The sequence below is a fragment of the Desulfovibrio porci genome, assembly GCF_009696265.1.
In the GTDB taxonomy this organism is placed as follows: domain Bacteria; phylum Desulfobacterota; class Desulfovibrionia; order Desulfovibrionales; family Desulfovibrionaceae; genus Desulfovibrio; species Desulfovibrio porci.
The window spans coordinates 88,588-107,456 of record NZ_VUMH01000012.1 but is presented as its reverse complement, the minus strand read 5'-3'; the positions used below and the strand labels follow the sequence as shown (position 1 = coordinate 107,456).

At 64.0% G+C, this 18,869-nt stretch carries 19 protein-coding genes and 2 tRNA genes; 11 read left to right on the top strand and 10 right to left on the bottom strand.

Annotated elements, in window-relative coordinates; genetic code table 11:
- Positions 1–421: 421 nt before the first annotated feature.
- The 5 genes from FYJ44_RS11665 (at position 422) to FYJ44_RS11645 (ending at position 6,287) form a co-directional block, all read left to right on the top strand.
- On the top strand, positions 422–1,135 hold the full coding sequence (locus FYJ44_RS11665; RefSeq protein WP_154512300.1) for a DUF134 domain-containing protein: 714 nt from the start codon (positions 422–424) through the stop codon (positions 1,133–1,135).
- A 200-nt stretch (positions 1,136–1,335) separates the two neighbouring features.
- The gene (gene tnpA, locus FYJ44_RS11660; protein WP_154509910.1) at positions 1,336–1,794 is read left to right on the top strand and encodes an IS200/IS605 family transposase; all 459 of its coding nucleotides are present in this window, start codon (positions 1,336–1,338) and stop codon (positions 1,792–1,794) included.
- A 307-nt stretch (positions 1,795–2,101) separates the two neighbouring features.
- Positions 2,102–3,256, top strand: coding sequence for a mandelate racemase/muconate lactonizing enzyme family protein (locus FYJ44_RS11655; protein WP_154512298.1), 1,155 nt, complete (start codon positions 2,102–2,104; stop codon positions 3,254–3,256).
- A 39-nt stretch (positions 3,257–3,295) separates the two neighbouring features.
- Positions 3,296–4,294, top strand: coding sequence for a TAXI family TRAP transporter solute-binding subunit (locus tag FYJ44_RS11650; RefSeq protein WP_154512296.1), 999 nt, complete (start codon positions 3,296–3,298; stop codon positions 4,292–4,294).
- Between the two features lie 109 nt (positions 4,295–4,403).
- Complete coding sequence (locus FYJ44_RS11645) at positions 4,404–6,287, top strand: TRAP transporter permease (protein WP_154512294.1); 1,884 nt, start codon at positions 4,404–4,406, stop codon at positions 6,285–6,287.
- Between the two features lie 76 nt (positions 6,288–6,363).
- On the opposite strand, the gene FYJ44_RS11640 is transcribed toward FYJ44_RS11645, so the two are convergent.
- The 3 genes from FYJ44_RS11640 to purM form a co-directional block, all read right to left on the bottom strand.
- A complete protein-coding gene (locus FYJ44_RS11640; RefSeq protein WP_154512292.1) occupies positions 6,364–7,122 on the bottom strand; it encodes a GntR family transcriptional regulator in 759 nt (252 codons plus the stop codon).
- A 53-nt stretch (positions 7,123–7,175) separates the two neighbouring features.
- Positions 7,176–7,631: a YccF domain-containing protein gene (locus FYJ44_RS11635; RefSeq protein WP_154512290.1), complete on the bottom strand. Its 456-nt coding sequence runs from the start codon at positions 7,629–7,631 to the stop codon at positions 7,176–7,178.
- Positions 7,632–7,713: 82 nt separating this feature from the next.
- Positions 7,714–8,766: a phosphoribosylformylglycinamidine cyclo-ligase gene (gene purM / locus FYJ44_RS11630; RefSeq protein WP_154512288.1), complete on the bottom strand. Its 1,053-nt coding sequence runs from the start codon at positions 8,764–8,766 to the stop codon at positions 7,714–7,716.
- A gap of 116 nt (positions 8,767–8,882) precedes the next feature.
- Here purM and FYJ44_RS11625 point away from each other — a divergent pair, with 116 nt between their 5' ends.
- The 4 genes from FYJ44_RS11625 to FYJ44_RS11610 are packed head-to-tail and all read left to right on the top strand — an operon-like array spanning position 8,883 to position 11,544.
- On the top strand, positions 8,883–9,485 hold the full coding sequence (locus FYJ44_RS11625; protein WP_154512286.1) for a hypothetical protein: 603 nt from the start codon (positions 8,883–8,885) through the stop codon (positions 9,483–9,485).
- 1 nt (position 9,486) lies between these two features.
- Complete coding sequence (gene amrS, locus FYJ44_RS11620) at positions 9,487–10,491, top strand: AmmeMemoRadiSam system radical SAM enzyme (protein WP_154512284.1); 1,005 nt, start codon at positions 9,487–9,489, stop codon at positions 10,489–10,491.
- Positions 10,488–10,991 carry a cob(I)yrinic acid a,c-diamide adenosyltransferase gene (locus FYJ44_RS11615; RefSeq protein ID WP_288230937.1) on the top strand — a complete coding sequence of 168 codons (504 nt, stop codon included), beginning with the start codon at positions 10,488–10,490 and terminating at the stop codon, positions 10,989–10,991. Before amrS ends, FYJ44_RS11615 begins: the two co-directional genes overlap by 4 nt.
- Positions 10,992–10,998: 7 nt before the next feature.
- Entirely contained in the window at positions 10,999–11,544 is a 546-nt protein-coding gene (locus FYJ44_RS11610) for a translation initiation factor 2 (protein ID WP_154512280.1), read from the top strand.
- A 94-nt stretch (positions 11,545–11,638) separates the two neighbouring features.
- Here the strand turns inward: FYJ44_RS11610 and FYJ44_RS11605 are convergent, their stop codons facing one another.
- The gene (locus FYJ44_RS11605) at positions 11,639–12,325 is read right to left on the bottom strand and encodes a BON domain-containing protein (RefSeq protein WP_154512278.1); all 687 of its coding nucleotides are present in this window, start codon (positions 12,323–12,325) and stop codon (positions 11,639–11,641) included.
- A 21-nt stretch (positions 12,326–12,346) separates the two neighbouring features.
- Positions 12,347–13,597 (bottom strand): UDP-N-acetylglucosamine 1-carboxyvinyltransferase, encoded by a 1,251-nt coding sequence (gene murA, locus FYJ44_RS11600; protein ID WP_154512276.1) that lies wholly within the window; start codon positions 13,595–13,597, stop codon positions 12,347–12,349.
- 147 nt (positions 13,598–13,744) lie between these two features.
- Between murA and FYJ44_RS11595 the strand changes: the two genes are divergently transcribed.
- Both FYJ44_RS11595 and FYJ44_RS11590 read left to right on the top strand, forming a co-directional pair.
- Positions 13,745–13,820: transfer RNA gene (locus FYJ44_RS11595), tRNA-His, on the top strand.
- Between the two features lie 45 nt (positions 13,821–13,865).
- Positions 13,866–13,942, top strand: a tRNA-Pro gene (locus FYJ44_RS11590).
- A gap of 53 nt (positions 13,943–13,995) precedes the next feature.
- Here the strand turns inward: FYJ44_RS11590 and FYJ44_RS11585 are convergent.
- The 5 genes from FYJ44_RS11585 to FYJ44_RS11565 all read right to left on the bottom strand — a co-directional run bounded on the left by FYJ44_RS11585 (position 13,996) and on the right by FYJ44_RS11565 (position 18,869).
- Positions 13,996–14,571 carry a DUF4125 family protein gene (locus tag FYJ44_RS11585; RefSeq protein WP_154512274.1) on the bottom strand — a complete coding sequence of 192 codons (576 nt, stop codon included), beginning with the start codon at positions 14,569–14,571 and terminating at the stop codon, positions 13,996–13,998.
- Positions 14,572–14,598: 27 nt separating this feature from the next.
- The gene (locus FYJ44_RS11580) at positions 14,599–15,456 is read right to left on the bottom strand and encodes a tetratricopeptide repeat protein (RefSeq protein WP_154512272.1); all 858 of its coding nucleotides are present in this window, start codon (positions 15,454–15,456) and stop codon (positions 14,599–14,601) included.
- A gap of 20 nt (positions 15,457–15,476) precedes the next feature.
- Positions 15,477–16,424, bottom strand: coding sequence for a DUF4037 domain-containing protein (locus FYJ44_RS11575; protein ID WP_154512270.1), 948 nt, complete (start codon positions 16,422–16,424; stop codon positions 15,477–15,479).
- Positions 16,425–16,532: 108 nt separating this feature from the next.
- A complete protein-coding gene (locus tag FYJ44_RS11570) occupies positions 16,533–17,939 on the bottom strand; it encodes a sigma-54 interaction domain-containing protein (protein ID WP_229772685.1) in 1,407 nt (468 codons plus the stop codon).
- Positions 17,940–18,035: 96 nt separating this feature from the next.
- Entirely contained in the window at positions 18,036–18,869 is an 834-nt protein-coding gene (locus FYJ44_RS11565) for an amidohydrolase family protein (protein WP_154512268.1), read from the bottom strand.

Below are 18,869 nucleotides of genomic sequence, written 5' to 3'. Positions count from 1 at the left end.
GCGCGAAGGGCCTTTCCTTTTGTATGAAATGCCGGCCCGCGTCAGACCTCCGGATGCCGACAGCCGTTGCGTGGATTCTCCACGATGCCCCCCCATACTGCCTTCAGACGCCGCTTCCCGCGCCGCAAGCGCTCGAAACCTTTGGCAAGGCCGCGCTGCATTAGCATCCTCCCGATAGCCCTCATCCCACCTTGATCTTCCACTCATTTTGAAAACACCCCTGTGCTGAACTGTCCCTCGCTTCTCGGTTTGCCCTTTAAAAAGTTTTCGACTTCCCGCTTCGCAACGCGCACTTCTTTGGGCAAGGATTCTTTTCCATCTGGAGGGCGTTGCACTGCGAGATGAGTTTCTTTCCCGGAGCTCTTGACAAATTGGGGGCAGCGTCTTAAATGCTCATTTGAGCAAAACAACTGAGGTGCCCATGCCCAGACCCTGCCATTGCCGCCGCGTATCCGCTTTACCTAAAGCGGCCTATTTCAAGCCCCGGGGCATTCCGTTGAGCGAGCTCGCGGAAACCGTGCTGCCCGTGGATGGCCTGGAAGCTGTGCGGCTGGCGGACTACCAAGGCCTGAACATGGACGAGGCCGCCGCCCGCATGGGCGTTTCGCGGCATACTTTCGGCAGGCTGTTGCGCAAGGCGCATCACTGTGTGGCCCAGGCCCTGATTGAGGGGCGGGCGTTGCGCATTGAAGGCGGGGTGTGCGCCTTGACCGGAGAAACCAATGTTCAAGGAGAAATTCCAATGAGTGAGACTATTCTTGTGGCTGTTCCCTCGGACGCGCCTGGCGGCCTGGAAGCCGTTCCCAGCGCGCATTTCGGCCACTGCGACGCATATACCCTGGCCTATGTGGAAAACGGGGCCGTCAGCGACGTGCGCGTGTTGCCCAACAGCGGACATGAGCACGGGAATTGCCTCCAGCCCGTGCAGGAGCTGGCAGCGCAGGGCGTCCGCGCGCTGCTGGCCGGCGGCATGGGCATGCGCCCGCTCAACGCCATGCAGGCGGCGGGCATCACGGTGTATTACAACGCCGGGCAGGCCACGGTGGGCGATGCCCTGAAGGCCTTTGCCGAAGGCAAACTCCAGGCTTTCGGAACCGAACAGCTTTGCCGGGGCGGCTGCAATCACCATCATTAATCTCGGGCTTCCTTGCAAACTTCCTTTTTCAGTCCGGTCTGCGCTGGCAGACCGGACTTTTTTGGTATGAAGAAAACCCCCCGCTAGGCGGGGGGTTCCCAAAAGCTTAAAGCTATGAGTATGACAGCAAAACTCCTTTTGATTTGTTAAAAGGTCTCGCGGTCTGGCAACTGCGAGTCAACAAATCAAAAGGAGGTCACATGGGTGACGTCAAAAGTCTAGCCCACACACGGTGGAACTGCAAATATCACGTGGTATTTGCGCCCAAATATCGCCGGCAGGTGTTTTACGGAGAGAAGAAAAGAGCCATCGGAGAAATACTGCGTAAATTGTGTGAGTGGAAGGATGTGAACATTGTGGAAGCTGAATGTTGCCCGGACCACATTCACATGCTGCTTGAAATCCCACCCAAAATGAGTGTGTCGAGTTTTATGGGGTATTTGAAGGGCAAGAGCAGTTTGATGATCTACGAGCAATTTGGTGATCTCAAGTTCAAATATCGCAGTCGCGAATTTTGGTGCCGTGGTTTTTACGTGGATACGGTAGGTAAAAACAAAGCGAAAATACAGGATTACATAAAGCATCAGTTGGAACAGGACAAACTTGGTGCGCAACTGAGCCTTCCCTACCCAGGAAGCCCGTTTACGGGCCGCAAGTAGCAGAAATGCGAATGTCAGATCGCACATGCGCCTGGAAGGGCGCGGCTGGTAAGAAAGCCTTGCAGGCGCATATGAAGAACCCCCGGCTAGGCCGGAGGGTCTCTTTTAGGATCTTTCTTTTTGAAATCGTCTGGGGCGGCACCAGCAGCGACCTGAGATGCTTCTTCGGCGCTGAAGTTGATCCACGCTGATGCATGAATACTTATTTTAATATATATTAAACTATTTTATTTTTTCTTGACAGATTATTGATACTATAGTTAGTACTTAAATAACAATTTTTATTCACTCTCGCCAAGGAGGCTTCATGCGGGATATTCCACCCACCGCTCCCCTGCGATCCGCCGAGGTCTTTGTTTTCCGCGCTCCAATAGACGTGCCGGTGCGCACCTCTTTTGGCGTCATGCGCGACAGGCCCGCCGTGCTGTCGCGCGTGGAGGATGCGGACGGCCTGTGGGGTTGGGGCGAAGCCTGGTGCAATTTCCCTTCCTGCGGGGCGGAGCATCGCGGCCGCCTGCTGGCCGAAACGGTGTTGCCGCCTGCTCTCGGCGTACCCTGGCATGAACCCGGCCAACTGGTGCGCGACGTGGCCCGCAAGCTGCACATTTTGCGCCTCCAGGCCGACGAACCCGGCCCCATGGATCAGGCTCTGGCCTGTCTGGATATCGCACTCTGGGATCTGGTCGCCCGCCGTGCGGGCTCGCCGCTGCATGAGCTGCTCGGCGACGCGGCCATGACGGCCATGCCCGCCTATGCCAGCGGCATCAATCATCCCGGCGTGGCTGAAACCGTGGAGCGCATGCGGCAAGCGGGCTACCGGGCCTTCAAGGTCAAGATCGGTTTCGGTCGCGAACAGGACGAGGCCAATATCCGCGCGGCTCTGGATACCCTGCTGCCAGGCGAGCGGCTGGCGGTGGACGCCAATCAGGCCTGGACTCTGGAGCAGGCTCTGGAGGCCTTGCCGCGCCTGCGGCAATATCCCCTGCTCTGGGTGGAAGAGCCGCTGGCCTGCGACCGCCCGGCGGAAGAATGGGCCCGCCTGGCCGCATCCGGCCGGTTTTCCCTGGCCGCCGGGGAAAACATCCGCGGCGCCGCTTCTTTTGACGCGGCCATTGCCGCAGCCGCCATCCGCGTGGTTCAGCCGGACGTCTGCAAATGGGGCGGCCTCACGGCTTGCCGTCGCGTGGCCCGTGCGGCCCTGGCCGCCGGGCTGCACTACTGCCCGCATTATCTCGGCGGCGGCATCGGCCTGCTGGCTTCCGCCCATCTGCTGGCCGCTGTGGGCGGCGACGGCCTGCTGGAAGTGGACTGCAACCCCAATCCCCTGCGCGAGCTGCTGGCCGATCCCTTCCCGCGTCTGGAGGACGGGCGCTTTATCCTGAGTCATGAGCCCGGACTGGGCGTCGTGCCGGACATGGGCGCTGTGGAACATCTGCTGACGTTCCACGCGCTCTGCCGCTGACGCCCGTCATCTCTGTCACATGTTCGTAAAGGAGATATTATGAAACGCCTGCTGGTTTTCCTGACGTGTCTCGTGTGCGCGTTGTGCGCTTCTGTTCCGGCCCGCACGGCTGAAAAAACGGTCATCCATCTGCTCAGCACGCCTTTCGGCACCGGCAGCTATGTGCTGGGCACGGCTCTGGAGAGCATCGTCAACCAGGGCGATTATCCCCTGAGCATCGCCTACGCGGAAACGCCGGGGCAGGCCTACAACGTCAACAAACTCAATGCCGATGCGGCCGCGCGTCAGAATACCGTGGTGACGGCCTCGCAGGGCATCAACTGGCTGGCCGAGCAGGGCAAAAAGCCCTTCCCAGCCAAGCGCACGCCGCTCAAGCTCATCGGCATCTACACCTATACGGCAACCTGGCTGGTGACCGGCGACAAGGACATCAAGAGCGTGGCCGACCTCAAAGGCAAGCGCATCGCCATGGGGCGCATTCCCCAGGTCATCTGGGGCTATGAGCCGGACGCCCTGCTGCGCAACGGCTACGACGACGATTTTTACAAGAGCCTGAAAATCCAGTTCGTCGGCACCTCCGAAGCCGCCACCGCCCTGGTCAACGGCCAGGTGGACGCGGCCACCATCGGCGGCTACATGGATCCGGTCTCCGGCAGATTCTCGCCCGCGCCCCAGACCGTGGAAGTGCTGGCGTCGGGCCGTAAACTCCGCCATCTGGACTGGACAAAGGACGCGGTGGAAAAAACCGCCGCCAAGGACATCCGGCTCTTCCCCATCCAGGTGCCCGCCAAGGCTGTGGACGGCCTGGAAGCCCCCATCTGGATCGGCGCGGATCTGCACGGCCTCTTCGCCCATCCCGATTTCCCCGAGGAATACGCCTACATCCTGGCCAAAGCCATGATCGAAAATATTGAAGCCTTCGGCAAATACCACGCCCTGGGCGGCCTCATGAGCCGCGCCGGACTGGTCAAGGGCTTCAGCCCGGAAAATATCCATCCCGGCGCCTTGCGCGCCTACAAGGAAGCGGGAATCCTTTAGGAGCCGTAAACACTCCCCCGCGTATGCCGGAGGCCGCCCGCGCGGCCCCGGCATACGCGCAGCATCCTGAGCATCGCCCAGCCCGAACCGTTCGCGCGGAGGTTTCTCCATGAACAAGATCTCGCCGCCCAAGGCCATTCTGACCGTTGGGGGGCTCGGCATGGTGGCCTACCATGCCGTGGCCTCGCAATACCTCTACTTCAGCCAGTGGGAACACCAGACCATCCACTTCGCCTTTCTGTTCCTGATGGTTTTTATGAGCTACGCCATCAAGGCCAAAAGCCGTCTGGCGGCAGCGGGCCTGTATCTCTGCCTGGCGGCGGCCCTGGCATGTTGCGTCTATGTCTACGGCAACATTGAAGAACTGGAAATGTCGCAGGGCTTCCCCAGCCAGGCGGCCCTGCTGGCCGGGCTGTGGCTCATTCTGGCGACGGCTCTGGGCACCTGGCTGTGCTGGGGGCTGCCCCTGCTGCTGGTGGCTGTGGTTTTTGTGGCCTATTTTTTCCTCGGGCATCTGCTCAGCGGGCCGCTCTATCACCCGGCTTTCGGCTTTGATTACGTGGTCTCCATGCTCAGCGTGGGGCTTTCGGGTCTTTACGGGCTGTTCATGTCCATCAGCGCGGACCAGGTCTTCATGTTCGTGGTCTTCGGCGCGCTGCTGGGCATTTTCAAGGTGGAAGGCCTGCTCATGGAAATGGGCAAAATCCTCGGGCGCAGGCTGCGCGGCGGGGCCGGGCTCACCGGGGTGTTTTCCAATTCGCTCATCGGCATGGTTTCCGGCGCGCCGGTGGCCAATGTGGCCATCACCGGCCCCTTTGTGCTGCCGTATATGCGCAAATCCGGCTACTCAGTGGACGAGGCGGGCGGCATTCTGGCCTGCTCGGCCACGGGCAGCCAGCTCATGCCGCCGGTCATGGGGGCCGCGGCTTTCATGATGGCGACCTTCATTGGCCAGCCTTACGCCGTGGTCATGCTGGCCGCCATTCTGCCCGCGGTTCTTTTTTATTTCGCCGTCGCCCTGGGCGTGCAATTTCTCTCGGTGCGCAAGGAGTTGCAGATTGTGCGCATGGACGTGGACTGGGCCCTGATCCGGCGGCGGCTGCCGGTCTTCGTGCTGCCCATCGGCCTGATCTTCGTCATGCTGCTGATGCGCTACAGCCCGTCCAACACGGCCTTCTGGGCCAGTGTGGTCACCCTGGTCACGGGATTCGCCATCAAGGACACCCGGCCGGATCGCCGGGAACTTGTCCGCTCCCTGGTCAGCGGGGCCGTGACCGGGGCCAAGATCGGCATTTCCCTGGCGCTCATCGGCATGGTGGCCCAGACGCTCATTTCCACGGGCCTGGGCAGTAAGCTGGCCAGTCTGATTCATATTCTGGCCGGAGGGCAGCTGTTCATCGCCTTGCTGGTCACCATGGTGGTGGCTCTGATTCTGGGCTGCGCCGTGCCCCCGGCCGCGGCCTACGCCCTGTGCGCCATCATTATCATCCCCACGCTCACGCCCATGGGCGTGGACCTGCTGCGGGCCCACATGTTCTGCTTCTATTTCTCCATTATCGCGGCGGTGACGCCGCCGGTGGGCCTGGCCTCCCTGGCGGCCACGGGCATTTCCGGCGGCAATTACGCCGTCACCAGCGTGCACGGCTTCCGTCTTTCGCTGAGCGGTTTCATCCTGCCCTTCCTGATTATCTATAACCCGTTGTTCTCCTTTGATTTCAGCAATGCCGTCTGGTCCGTCTGCTCCCTGGTCTGCATCCTGACCGGACTGACCAGCCTGGACGCCCTGTTGTACGGAGCCATGGCCCGCCCCTTCACCCCCCGCGATTACGCCCTCTCCGCCGTGGTCATGCTGCTCAGCTTCTGGCTGACCATCCGGGGCGCACACCTGGCGCCGCCGCTCTGTGCGTTGCTCACGCTGGGCGTCACGGCCCTGCTGGCCGCACAGTGGTTCTGGCAGGTCAGAAGGCCGCCCGCCACCCTCCGGACGGCCTGAGGCCGCTTCAAGCGCGAAAAGCCCCGCCGACACTGTCGGCGGGGCTTTTCTGTGAGGAGTCTTCGCGGCGCGCGCGTCAGCGCACCAGATCAATGTCAAAGCGCACCCGGTCGCCGGGGTGCACCACCAGGGCGGCGTAAATGGCCCGGCCCGTCTCGTCGCAGGCATAGCGCCGCACCAGGGCCACGGGCGCGCCGCAGGGAATGTCCAGGTGTTGCGCCGCTTCCGGCGACGCGCCGCCGATGGTCAGCTCCTGCCGGGCCTTGGACACGTTGACGTTGAGTTCGTCCATGACCGGGATCACCGTGGTGGCGTTGAAGCGCTCCGGCGCGCGGTCGTAAATGGCCTTGTCCAGATAGAGGTCAATATAGGCGAAGCGCACGCCGTCCTTGATGTGCACCCGCCGCATGTAACGGTAGGCGGGCGCGGACGGCAGATCCCAGGCGGCCAGCAGCGGGCAGTCCGGCACGTCGGCGGCGTCGAGCAGCTCGACGCTGGCCCCTTCGATGCGCTTGACCATGGCCTTCCATGAAGTGCGCATCTTTTCATGGGGCCGGGCGGGCAACTGCCGGGCCACGTGGATGCCGCGTCCCTGGCGGGAGGTGAGCAGGCCTTCCAGACAGAGCAGTTGCACGGCCTGGCGGGCGGTGACCCTGGCCACGCCGAAAATTTCGGCCATCCGCAGCAGATTGGGCAGCTTGGCTCCCGGGGGCAGCATGCCGTTTTCAATCTGCTGGCGCAGCACGTCCGCCAGCTGGGCGTAGAGGGGCGGGCCGGGACGGCGGAATTGCGGCGGCTCGGAAAAAAAAGGAAAAAGCTGTTTCTGTTCGGCCATGACATTTCTTTGCCGCAACCACGCTCACGTGCGCGGGCGGCGGAAGGACGGATTCAGGAACGGAAGGACCGCAACCGTTCCCCGGCGGCCGCGCGTTCCGCCGCATCGGCCACCGGCGCGGGCACAATGGTTTTGCCGATGGGGCAGAGAGCCAGAGCCGCCAGCTTGACGTGCTGCCAGGCAAAGGGAATGCCGATGATCGTGACCGCGCAGAGAAGCGCCCAGACAAGGTGCTCCATGGCGATCCAGATGCCCGCCAGCAGCAGCCAGATAATGTTGCCCAGCGTGCCGAAGGGGCCGGTGCCGATGTCCTGTTGGCCGGTAAGCACCTCGCGGGACACGGGCATCTTGCCGAAAGGGAAAAAGGCGAACTGCCCGATGACAAAGCAGGCCCGCCCCCAGGGGATGCCCACAATGGAAATGAAGCAGAGCACGCCCACAAACCACCAGCTCAGGCCCATCCAGATGCCGCCCAGCAAAAACCAGATCACGTTGCCCAGGCAACTCATGGCTGTTTCCTCATGGTCCGGGTTGGCCGTTTCACAGTGAATCCGCCCTGGAATATGTCACGCTTGAAATGCGCCGGGTTTTCTAAAAATTGACCACGACCTGTTCGCCGTCCGGAGTGCGCCGGGCGACGTCGCCGATGCGCCAGGCCCGCAGGTTGAAGGCCTGAATGCGGTTGACGGCTTCCTCGGCCTGCTCGGCGGGCAGCACCAGAATGTAGCCGATGCCGCCGTTGAAGATCTGGAGGATTTCCGGCCAGGAGAGATTGCCCGCTTCCTTGAGCCAGTGGAAGACCGGGGGCATCTGCCAGCTGCCGAAACTGATCCTGGCCTCCACCTGGGAAGGCAGTACGCGCGGAATGTTGTCGTAAAAACCGCCGCCCGTGATGTGGGCCATGCCCTTGACGTTCATGTCGCGCAGCAGGGAGCGCACGGCCTCCACATAGATGATGGTGGGCGTCAGCAGCACGTCGCGCACGCTGGCTCCGTCCGCGCCGGGGAAGGCGTCGTCCGGTCCGAGGCCGCTCTGGTCCAGAATTTTGCGCGCCAGGGAAAAACCGTTGGAGTGCAGGCCCGAGGAGGCCACGCCCACAATGACGTCGCCCACCTGGATGCCCGAGCCGTCGATGAGTTTGGCGTTATCCACCAGACCCACGCAAAAGCCCGCCAGATCATATTCTCCGGGGGCGTACATGTCGGGCATTTCGGCGGTTTCGCCGCCGAGCAGGGCGCAGCCGGCCTGGCGGCAACCCTCGGCCACGCCGCTGACCACGGTTTCGGCCGTGTTCACATCCAGCTTGCCGGTGGCGAAATAATCCAGAAAAAACAGCGGCGCCGCGCCCTGAACCAGAATGTCGTTGACGCTCATGGCCACCAGATCGATGCCCACGCTGTCATGTTTGTCGAAGGCAAAGGCCAGCTTGAGTTTGGTGCCCACGCCGTCGGTGGAGGAGACCAGCACCGGCTCGCTCATGCCGCTGAGGTCCGGGCGGAACAGGCCGCCGAAGCCGCCGATGTCGGAAATGACGCCTCTGGTCTGGGTGCTCGCCACCAGATGCTTGATGCGTCCCACCAGGGCGTTGCCCGCCTCAATATTGACGCCCGCCTGGGTATAGGCTTTTGCGCGCTCGCTGGACATGCGTTGCCTCCTTCTAATCCGTATTACATAGCAAATTTTCTCCCGAAGCCCAAGCCTCTTTTTTCGTGGACCGGTCCGCCCCCCGCTGGTATAATTGAGCAAAACAGGACAATTTTATGCGCAACCACCGTATATTTCTACCGCTTTGCCTCGCGCTCTGGCTCTGGCCGGGCGCGTCCGCCGGGGCCGCGGAGCAGGAGGGCGCGTCCCCGCCCCCGCCGTCCGTGCATAACGAATACAACAATTCCACCGTGTACAGCGGCGACGTGTACACCAGCAACGCCGCCCCTGGCTCCAACGGCTTTGCCGGCACCTGGCGGGACCCTGAAACCGGCGACATCATCACGTCGGTCATCGCCCCCCGCCAGCCCCAGCCGCAGGAATGGAACACGCCCGTCATCGTGGCCCCGCAGATATACCCCGGCGGGGGGCGGCCCTATCCGCCAGGTTCCGGACTTCAGCCGCCCTATCCGCCCGGCCCACCGCCGCGTCCGTATCCAAAGCCCCATCCCGGCTTTCAGCCGGGATGGCAGGGCGCACGGCCGCCGCAAGGGCATCTGACGCCGGGAGTGCGGCCGCCGTCCGCCCTTCGGCCACGGCCGCATGCGCCGGGCTATCCGTACGCGCCGCGCAACAGCGTTGCGCCGTCCACGGGGATTGGCGGTATCGGGGGCATGGGCAACACCGGTTCCGCCGTTCACGGCGCGGGAGGGCGTTGAGATGCGAGCCATGCTCTGGGAGCCGCTGCCCGGCGGAGATGTGTGCTGCCGGCTGTGCGCGCACGCCTGCCGTCTGAAAAAAGGCGGCAAGGGGGTGTGCGGAGTGCGGGTCAATGTGGGCGGGGAACTGGTTTCCCTGGTGGCGGATGTGGTCACCAGCGCCCAGATGGATCCGGTGGAAAAAAAGCCCCTCTACCATTTTCTGCCCGGCAGCAAAACCTTTTCCGTGGGCAGCGCGGGCTGTAATTTCCAGTGCCGTTTCTGCCAGAATCACCAGATCGCCCGCGTGCCGTCCAACGGCGTGGTGCCCGGCAAGCGCGTCACGCCGGACGCCCTGGTGCGTCTGGCCGAAAATCAGCGCGCGCGCAGCATGGCCTTTACCTACAACGAGCCCACGGTTTTTTTCGAGCAGGTCTACGAAACCTCCGGATTGGCCCAGGCCATGGGCCTGCGGGTCATTCTGGTCAGTAACGGCTTTATGAGCGAGGACTTTTTGCTGCCCCTGCGCCGCCGGGTCAATGCCGTCAATGTGGACCTGAAATCCTTCAGCGATGATTTTTACCGCGACTACTGCGGCGGCCGTCTCCAGCCCGTGCTGGACAACCTGAAGGCCATCAGGGATATGGGCTGGTGGCTGGAAGTGACCACGCTGATCATTCCGGGGTGCAACGACAGCGCAGCCGAACTGCGCGACATGGCCGCCTTCGTGCACGACGAACTGGGGCCGGATACGCCCTGGCATCTCTCGGCGTTCCATGGGGCCTACCTCATGGCCGGGCACCCCTCCACGCCGCTGTCCCGGCTGGAAGAGGCCTGGAGCATCGGCCGGGAAGCGGGCCTCCATTTCGTGTATATCGGCAATGTCTCCAGCGCCGTGGGCGGCACGACCTTTTGCCCGGCCTGCGGAACTCCGGCCATTGAGCGCCGGGGCTGGCAAACGCGGCGCCTGGGAGCGTTGGGGCAATGTCCCTCCTGCAAGGCCGCCTTGCCAGGAGTCTGGAAGTGATTCTGGTCTACACCGGCAACGGCAAGGGCAAGACCAGCGCCTGCGTGGGGCAGGCCGTGCGCGCTCTGGGGCGGGACATGGCCGTGGCCTTCGGCCAGTTCATGAAGCGGGACGGCCAAGCCGGGGAGCAGCGCATGCTGGCGCAATGGCTGGGACCGCGTTTTCTGGCCGGGGGCGAGGGTTTTCTGCGCCGTGAGGAGGACCGCCCGACCCACCGGGCCGCCGCCCTGCGCGTGCTGGAGTGGGCGCGCGCCCAGCTGCCGGAAGCCGAGATGCTCATTCTGGATGAAACGCTCTACGCTCTGGACGCGGGCATCCTGAGCAGAGAGGAAGTGGAGGCGCTCATGGCCGAAGCCCGCGCCGCCAACCGGCATCTGGTGCTCTCCGGCCGCAACGCGCCGGACTGGCTGGTGCGGGAGGCGGATCTGGTCACGGAAATGGGCGAGATCAAACATCCCTGGCGGGCGGGCGTCAAAGCCGCGCCCGGCATTGAATTCTGAGGTGCGCATGCCGCCGTATGCCATGTCTTCCCGGCCCGCCCTGACCATTTACGTGGCCGGTTCCTTCAAACACAAGCACGGCGTGCGCCTGCTGGGCCGCGAACTGCGCGCCCTGGGCTGCCGCATGCTGGACTGGACGGAAAAAGCCGTGCCCCCGCCGGGCCTGACCCCGGCCCAGCGCCGGATCTGGATGGATACGGACCGGGACGGCGGGCAGGTCTATGAGTTTTGCCGCAATGCCTGTCTTACGGCGGATCTGGTCATTTACTACGGCGCGTCCGGCCAGGACGCGGGCGTGGAGGTGGGACTGGCCGCCGGGGCCGGAGTGCCGGTGCTGGGCATACGCGGGCCGCTGGAAGGGCCGGGCCTCATGCTGCACGGCGCGGTCTGCCTCTGGGTGGACGGCGCCGAAGAGGCTCTGGATCTGGTCGAACGGGTGCTGGCCCATGCCGGAACGGGCTGGACCGCGCTGGACGCCGAAGCGGACGGGGCCGTGCGCCGTCTGGGCGAGGCCGTGCGCCGCCGGTGCGCGGCCGGGGGAACGCTCCCTTAAAACCGGATTGTTGCGACTGCCCTATGAAATGCCACTGCAAAAAGGGGACGCGATAGCATCGCGTCCCCTTTGCCTGTGATGGTTGGCGCCGGAGTTATGTGTTCAGCGGCTTGTCAGGCGCGGCCGCGGGCTGCGCTTGGTTTTGCGGTGTGTTTTGCGCGGGCGGCTGCGCCGGAACCGGGGACGGGGGCAGATCCCGCGCCTCCGTGCCGTCCTGTTTGGCGGCGTCCGCCGGGGCTTTGCCCGGACGCTGGGGCAGAATCAGGTAGCTGGTCACCGAGGTCACGCCCTTGACGTTGCGCGCGGTGCGGATGGCGATCTGTTTTTCGGCGTCGTCCTTGACCACGCCCAGCAGAACCACGCGTCCGGCATTGACTTCCGTATCAATGCGGGTGGAGGACAGGCCCTTGGCCCCGATCAGATCGGTGCGCAGCGAGGTGGCCAGGTATAGGTTGCTGGTGTCGCTCTTGGCCGGGGAGAACCAGTGCGGCGTCACGGAGCGCGGCTTGTAGCGGCGGGCGATGGCCAGGGCCTTGCCCTGCATGTTCTGGGGCACTTCGCCCACCAGAAAGACGTTGCCGTAGTAGGAATAGACGGCAATGGACCAGCCGCCGCTGAAATTCTCGTCCAGCAGCGCGGTTTTGATGCTGGTGGCCAGGGTTTTGTCGTCCGTGATGGTGTCCATGAGCCGCTGGTCGTCATAGAGACCGTAGGCGCTGTAGGCGCAGCCGTTGAGGGCCGCCAGGGCGGCCAGCAGCAGAACAAGGGCCAGACGTCGCATAATTTCCTCCTCCGGGCGCGGCTACTCGGCTTCGCGGCGGATGCGCGCGCCCACGGCGTTGAGCTTGTTTTCAATGCGCTCGTAGCCGCGGTCCAGATGATAGATGCGGCGCACCTCGGTGACGCCGCGCGCGGCCAGACCGGCCAGCACCAGGGAGGCGCTGGCCCGCAGGTCCGAGGCCATGACCGGCGCGCCGGTGAGGCGGCTTACTCCGCGCACCATGGCCGTGTGCCCGGAAACCTTGATCTGCGCGCCCATCCGCATCAGTTCCAGAACGTGCATGAAGCGGTTTTCAAAAATGCTTTCCTCCACCACACTGGCTCCGTCGGCCAGGCACATCAGGGCCATGATCTGGGCCTGCATGTCCGTGGGAAAGCCCGGATAGGGCTGGGTGCTGATGTCCGCGCCGCGCAGCGGGCAGCCGCATTTGGCCAGCACGCCGTCGGGCGTGGCCGTGATGTCCATGCCCATGCTCTGCAGTTTGAGAATCACGGCCTCCAGCTCGGTGAAGGGGCAGTGGCGCAGCAGCAGTTCACCGCCGGTGATGCCGGCGGCCACCAGAAACGTTCCGGCTTCGATGCGGTCGGGCATGATGGCGTATTCCGCGCCGTGCAGGCCGTTCACGCCCTGCACGCGGATGCAGCTTGTGCCCTGGCCCTCGATACGCGCGCCGCAGACCAGCAGGAAGTTGGCCAGATCCACCACTTCCGGCTCGCGGGCCGCGTTTTCCAGAATGGTCTCGCCTTCGGCCAGGGCGGCGGCCATGAGCAGATTTTCCGTGCCGCCCACCGTGGGCAGGTCAAAGGTGATGTGCGCGCCCTTGAGCTTGCGGCAGCGGCCGATGATATAACCCTCTTCCAGCTCGAAGCGCGCGCCCATCTGCTCCAGGCCCTTGAGGTGCTGGTCCACAGGCCGCGCGCCGATGGCGCAGCCGCCGGGCAGAGCCACGCGAGCCTGGCCGATGCGCGCCAGCAGCGGCCCCAGACAGAGCACCGAGGCTCGCATGGTGCGCACCAGATCGTAGGGGGCTTCGGGCAGCAGCGCGCCCGGCGTCACCTGGACCCGCCGTTCCTGATAGGAGCAGGGGCAGCCCAGCATACCCAGCAGCTTGAGCGTGGTATGGATGTCGCGCAGGTCCGGCACGTTGGTGAAAACGACCGGCTCGTTCAGCAGGATGGACGCGAACAGAATGGGCAGGGCCGCGTTTTTGGAACCGCTGACGTCGATGCTGCCGGTGAGCGGCACGCCGCCTTCAATGATCAGCTTGTCCATATGCCTCCGGGGGGCTGTGTTGGGACGGGACGTCCGTGGTGGGAAAACGTCGTCAGCGTAGATTTTTTTCTAAAGAAAATCCAGAATTGTTCTCCGGAAAAATCGCTTGCCAAAAAGCCGTATTTTGCGTAAGAAATTTTTTCCGTGGCGGAAGTAGCTCAGTTGGTAGAGCACCTGGTTGTGGCCCAGGTGGCCGTGGGTTCAAGTCCCATCTTTCGCCCCACAAATTTGCCCCGCGTCCGCTGTGCCACGACGCGGGGTTTTTGTTCGGAGCGTGGCGCAGCTTGGTAGCGCACCTGCTTTGGGAGCAGGGGGTCGAAGGTTCAAATCCTTTCGCTCCGACCAGAGAGCGTTAAAAGGGCCTGTCCGTTTGAATGGACAGGCCCTGTTGCGTTCATTTATTCGCGCTTCAGCCGCCCGGCCGCGGCGGCGGCCGCTTCGCATTCTTTCAGCGAGCCCTTGCCCAGCAGCCGCGCCAGCCAGCGATGGCGCTCCAGGACGAGATTGCGGCCTTCGCGGCGGGCGCGGCGGATTTCCCCGGCGTAGAGCTCCAGCGTGGCGGGCGAGAGGGTTTCCAGTTCGCAGCGCAGGTAACGGCGGAACATGTCGGAACCGTTGCGCTTGATGGCGTGCGGGAACCGGCGGGCGGCCTCCTCCAGAAAGGCCGCTTCCGCGTCCGCGATTTCCTCCGGCAAGGGACTCTGGGTGAGGGGCGGCATGCGCTCGTCCATACGCGCGTATTTTTCCAGCATGAAGTTGCGCCCTTCTTCCTCGGCCCGGCGCAGATCGTCCAGATAGGAGGCCAGAGTGGCGTCGTCGTGAACTTCGTGGGCCATGCGCCGCATGACCCGGAAGGTTTCGGGCCGTTGCTGGCAGGCCGATATGCCGCCCTCGTTGGGCGTGGCGAGAAACATGGCCAGTTCACGGTCGATGATTTCGCGCAGCAGGGATTCGCGCCCTTGTGCTTCAGTCATGATTTTTTGCCTCCGGTTTGGAGCATTTCACTTGAGATGCTCTGCGGCCGCAGAGCGCACGGCGCGCCGCGCCTGGAGCGCCTCGCGGCAGACGGCCAGATTGGCCCGGTAGCCCACAGCTTCCGGACTTTCCCCTTTGCCCAGGCGCGTGTAGAGGCCCATGGCTTCCGCCAGAACGGCGGCGGCCTCTTCCCACTGTCCGTCCGAAGCCAGGGCCACGCCCAGATTGCCCAGGGAAAAGGCCGTGTCTTCGTGTTCACCCAAAAGTTCCCGCCGCAGGGCCACAGCCCGGCGGTGCAGGGCGATGCCCTCGGTGAACTGTCCGCGTTCCTCGCAGATGCGGCCCAGATTGTTCAGGCAGACGCCCAGCTCCGGCGGGACAGGGCCGTCCTGGGCTTCCCAGATGGCCTTGGCCCGCAGCATGAGCCGTTCGGCTTCGTCAAAGTCTCTCCCGCGGTAATACGCGGCGGAAAGACGCAGCAGCGCGCCCGCCAGACGCGGGGAGTCCGGCCCGAAAATCTGTTCCGCCAGTTGCGCGGCCTCCCGCCCCAGGGCCAGGCTTTCCTCCGCCCGGCCCAGGGCCAGGCGGACGTGAGCCAGATTCTGCATGACGCCCGGCAACAGGGGGAGTGAAGAGCGCGATGCGTCTGCCTGGCCGCGCAGCAGGCGCAGGCTTTGCTCCAGCGCGTCCAGGGCTTCGACCGGCCTCCGGAGGGCGAAGAGCGCCCGGCCCAGGCCGTCCAGGCACACGGCCCGGCAGAGGACGTCATTCTCATGCCGCCGCAGAATCTGGCGCAGGGCGGTTTCGCAGTCGGCGGGGCGGCCTTGCGCCAAAAGGGCCAGCGCCTCCTGTACGTCGTTTTGCCGGGATGAAGTCGTATTCATGCTGTGGTCCTCGTGCCGGGTCAGCCCTGGAGCATGTCCATACGGCGCAGTTCTTCGTTTTCCACCTGGCGCAGAATATGCGGGCCATGAGCCCAGAGCCAGGAATCCTCCTCCGTACTGAGGCCGACGGCCCGCAGATGCGCGGCCACGGCGGCGCAAAAGTCCTCCACGGTCCGGACGGCATCCATGTCACGCGGGCCGCGCAGGGGATGGGCGGCCAGAATGTCGAGGGTCCGGCCCAACTCTTCTCCCAGTATGGGCAGACGGCGGCCCAGCCTGCCCGCCCACTTATAGAAGGGCATGTAACGGCGGTTGCAGAGAAAGACCAGGGAAAGGGCCGCCTCGGCAAAATGCGCCGCCGCCAGCATGGCGGCCACGCCGTCGCCGCGTTCCAGAGAACGCGGCAGGTTGTACTGTCCGGCCTGGGCCGCGACCATGCAGCGAGCGGCCAGTTTTTTCAGGCGGACGTCGCGCGGGTAACAGGCCAGCAGGGCTTCGCGCCAGCGGCTGAATTCCCCGGCGCCGTCTTCGAAGACCTCGCCGCTGGTGCAGGCCGCCAACTGGTATTCCGGGATGCGCAGCCATTCCCGCCAGTGGGAGGGCGGCCGGTCCAGGCCGGTGAAAAAAACGTAAAAATCCTCAATGGCCAGCGGGCCGACCCGTCCGTTTGCGGGATCGCGGCGGCCTTCGGGCGCGAAGCGGGAGGTAAGGCCGTGGAATTCCCTCGGCAGCCGGGCCAGGGCGGCATCAATGCGCTCACGCGCGTCGCGCAGCTCCGCACGCGGCAGCCAGAGACAGAAGGCCGGACCGAAATCATGGTCGCGCGAGCACGCGTCGTCGCAGCCCAGGCATTCGGAGCCCTCGCCCGCCAGGCCCACGGCGGCGCGCTCCATGATATCGGGTATCGCCTGCAGCAGAATAGGGCGGCAGGCGGCGTAGTAGTCACGCGCCAGAGACAGGCCGTTCATGCGTGGTCCTTTATGTCTGAAAGATTCTTGCGGATTTCGGAGCCCAAGCAAGGGCGGCGGCCCGGTTGGGCGCGGCGGGCGGGCGAAAAGACTCGTTGGAAACAGCCCCTAACGCTTTTTGGCGGCCTCCAGCTCCTTGACCTTGCGGAAAATGGTGCTGCGGTCCATTTGAAAGTGGCGCGAAAGCTCTCCGATGGAGCCGTAACGTTTGAGGCCCGCTTCTATGAGCGCGTTTTCCACTTCCTTCATGATGCTTTTGAGCGAGCGGCCCTCAATGGAGGGCAGGCCGCGTCCGGCCACGGGGTCCCCCTGACCGGGCGCGACCGGGCGGATGCCCGAAAGGTCCCGCGCGTCGATGATCCCCTGCTTGCAGGTGACCAGCAGGCCCTGCACCAGATTTTCCAGTTCGCGCACATTGCCCGGCCAGGAGTAATTTTGCAGAATCTGCTCCACTTCTTCGGAAAAACGGGCGCATTTGCGGTATTTCCTGCCGTAATAGGTCAGAAAACCCTGGGCCAGCGGCAGGATGTCCGCGCGGCGCTTGCGCAGCGGCGGGATGTTCAGCACGGCCACCTTGAGGCGGTAGTAGAGATCGGAGCGGAACGCGCCGTGGGCCACTTCCTTTTCCAGTTCCTTGTTGGTGGCCGCGATGACGCGCACGTCCACTTTTTTGGGCGTGGTGGCTCCCACGCGCAGCACCTCCCAGTCCTGGAGCACGCGCAACAGGCGCGACTGCATGGTCATGGGCAATTCGCCGATCTCGTCCAGGAAGAGCGTGCCCGAGGAGGCCGCCTCCACCAGACCGGCCTTGCCGTGCTTGCTGGCCCCGGAAAAACTGCCCGGCACATAGCCGAACAGCTCGGTTTCAATGAGATTTTCAGGAATGCTGCCGCAGTCCACCTTGATGAAGGGCGCGTCCGCCCGGCGGCTCTGGCGGTGGATGTGCCGGGCCACCACGTCCTTGCCCACGCCGGTTTCGCCCAGCAGCAGCACGGTGGCGTCAGTGTCGGCAATGGCGGCGGCCTCGGCGTAGAGGCGCTGCATGGCCTGGCTCTGAAGCACGCGCGGGTACTGGATGCCGCCCGCTCCGGCGGCGTCGCTGCTCAGATTCTGAAAGGTCTCCAGCAGTTCCCTCTGGGCCGAAATTTCCTCGCGCAACTCGGTGAGGGCCGTCACGTCGCGAATGACCGTGACCACATAGGTCACCTTGCCCGAGGCGTTCTTGACCGGATGGCCGTCCAGCAGCAGGGTGCGCCCGTTGAAGAGATTCTGCACGCTGGAAACTTTTTCGCCGCTCCGCACCACGCGCGTGTTGAGCACCGTGTCGAAAACGCCGCTCTGGACCATGTCCTGCACGCGCCTGCCCAGCATCTTTTCCTTGGGAATGCCCGTCAGCTCGGCATGCCGCCGGTTGACCAGCACCACAATGCCTTCGCAGTCCGTGACGCAGATGGCGTCGCGGAAGGTGTCGCACAATTGTTCGATGTAGTCGGCCAGCATGTGCGGACTATACATGCATCTTTTCTCCGGGGGCAAGTGTGTTTCCCCGCTCTTTCCGTTTCCGCCTCCCCGGGAGGACTGGCGGGAAGACGGAAGCGGAAAGGGGCGCGCCTACAGGCCGAGCAGCCGGGCCGCGTTGTTGTACATGACGTTTTCCCGCACGCCGGGCGTGAAGGGCAGGCGTTTGTAGAGGGCGATCTGCTCCTGGAAATCCATGAAGGGCGCGGCGCTGGCAAAGAGCAGCTTGTCGCCGATGAGACTGTTGGCGGCCTGGATATACCCCTCGGAGAACGGCTGCTCCTCGTATTCCGCCAGATCCATGTAGACGTTGCGGTTGCGGTGCACGGTCATGACGGCCTCGTTGACCCAGGGGTAACAGCCGTGGCTGATGACGATTTTGAGGTCCGGAAAATCCGCCGCCACCCTGTCGATGTGGCGGGGATGGGCGTCGTCCATGACCGCGTCGCGCACCAGGGTGGCGGGCCCGGTGGTGATGACGATGGGCACGTCCAGCTCGCAGCACTTGGCGTAAATGGGGTAGTACCTGGCGTGGCTGGCCGGGATGCGCGCCAGATACGGATCAATGGCCGCGCCGCGCATGCCGTGCTTTGTGACCATGCGCGTGAGTTCGGCCAGGGCGTCCATGCCCTTGTGCGGGTCCAGCCCGGCGAAGCCGATGAATTTGTCGGGATTGCGCTCCATCAGGGCCACAATACCGGGATTGGCCGAAGCCAGGCCGTAGGTGGTTTCGGCGTCGCGGCCCGTGACCACGCCCTTGACCACGCCCTGTTTCTCCATATCCCCGACGATTTTTTCAATGGGCTCGGGCTTGGCCCGGTCGGCATAGTGGAACAGCTCGAACATCTCGCCGAAAACCTTGTTGCCCAGCATGCCCTTGACCGCGTCCGGCGTACTGGGGCGAAAGCGGAAGTCAATGATTTTCAT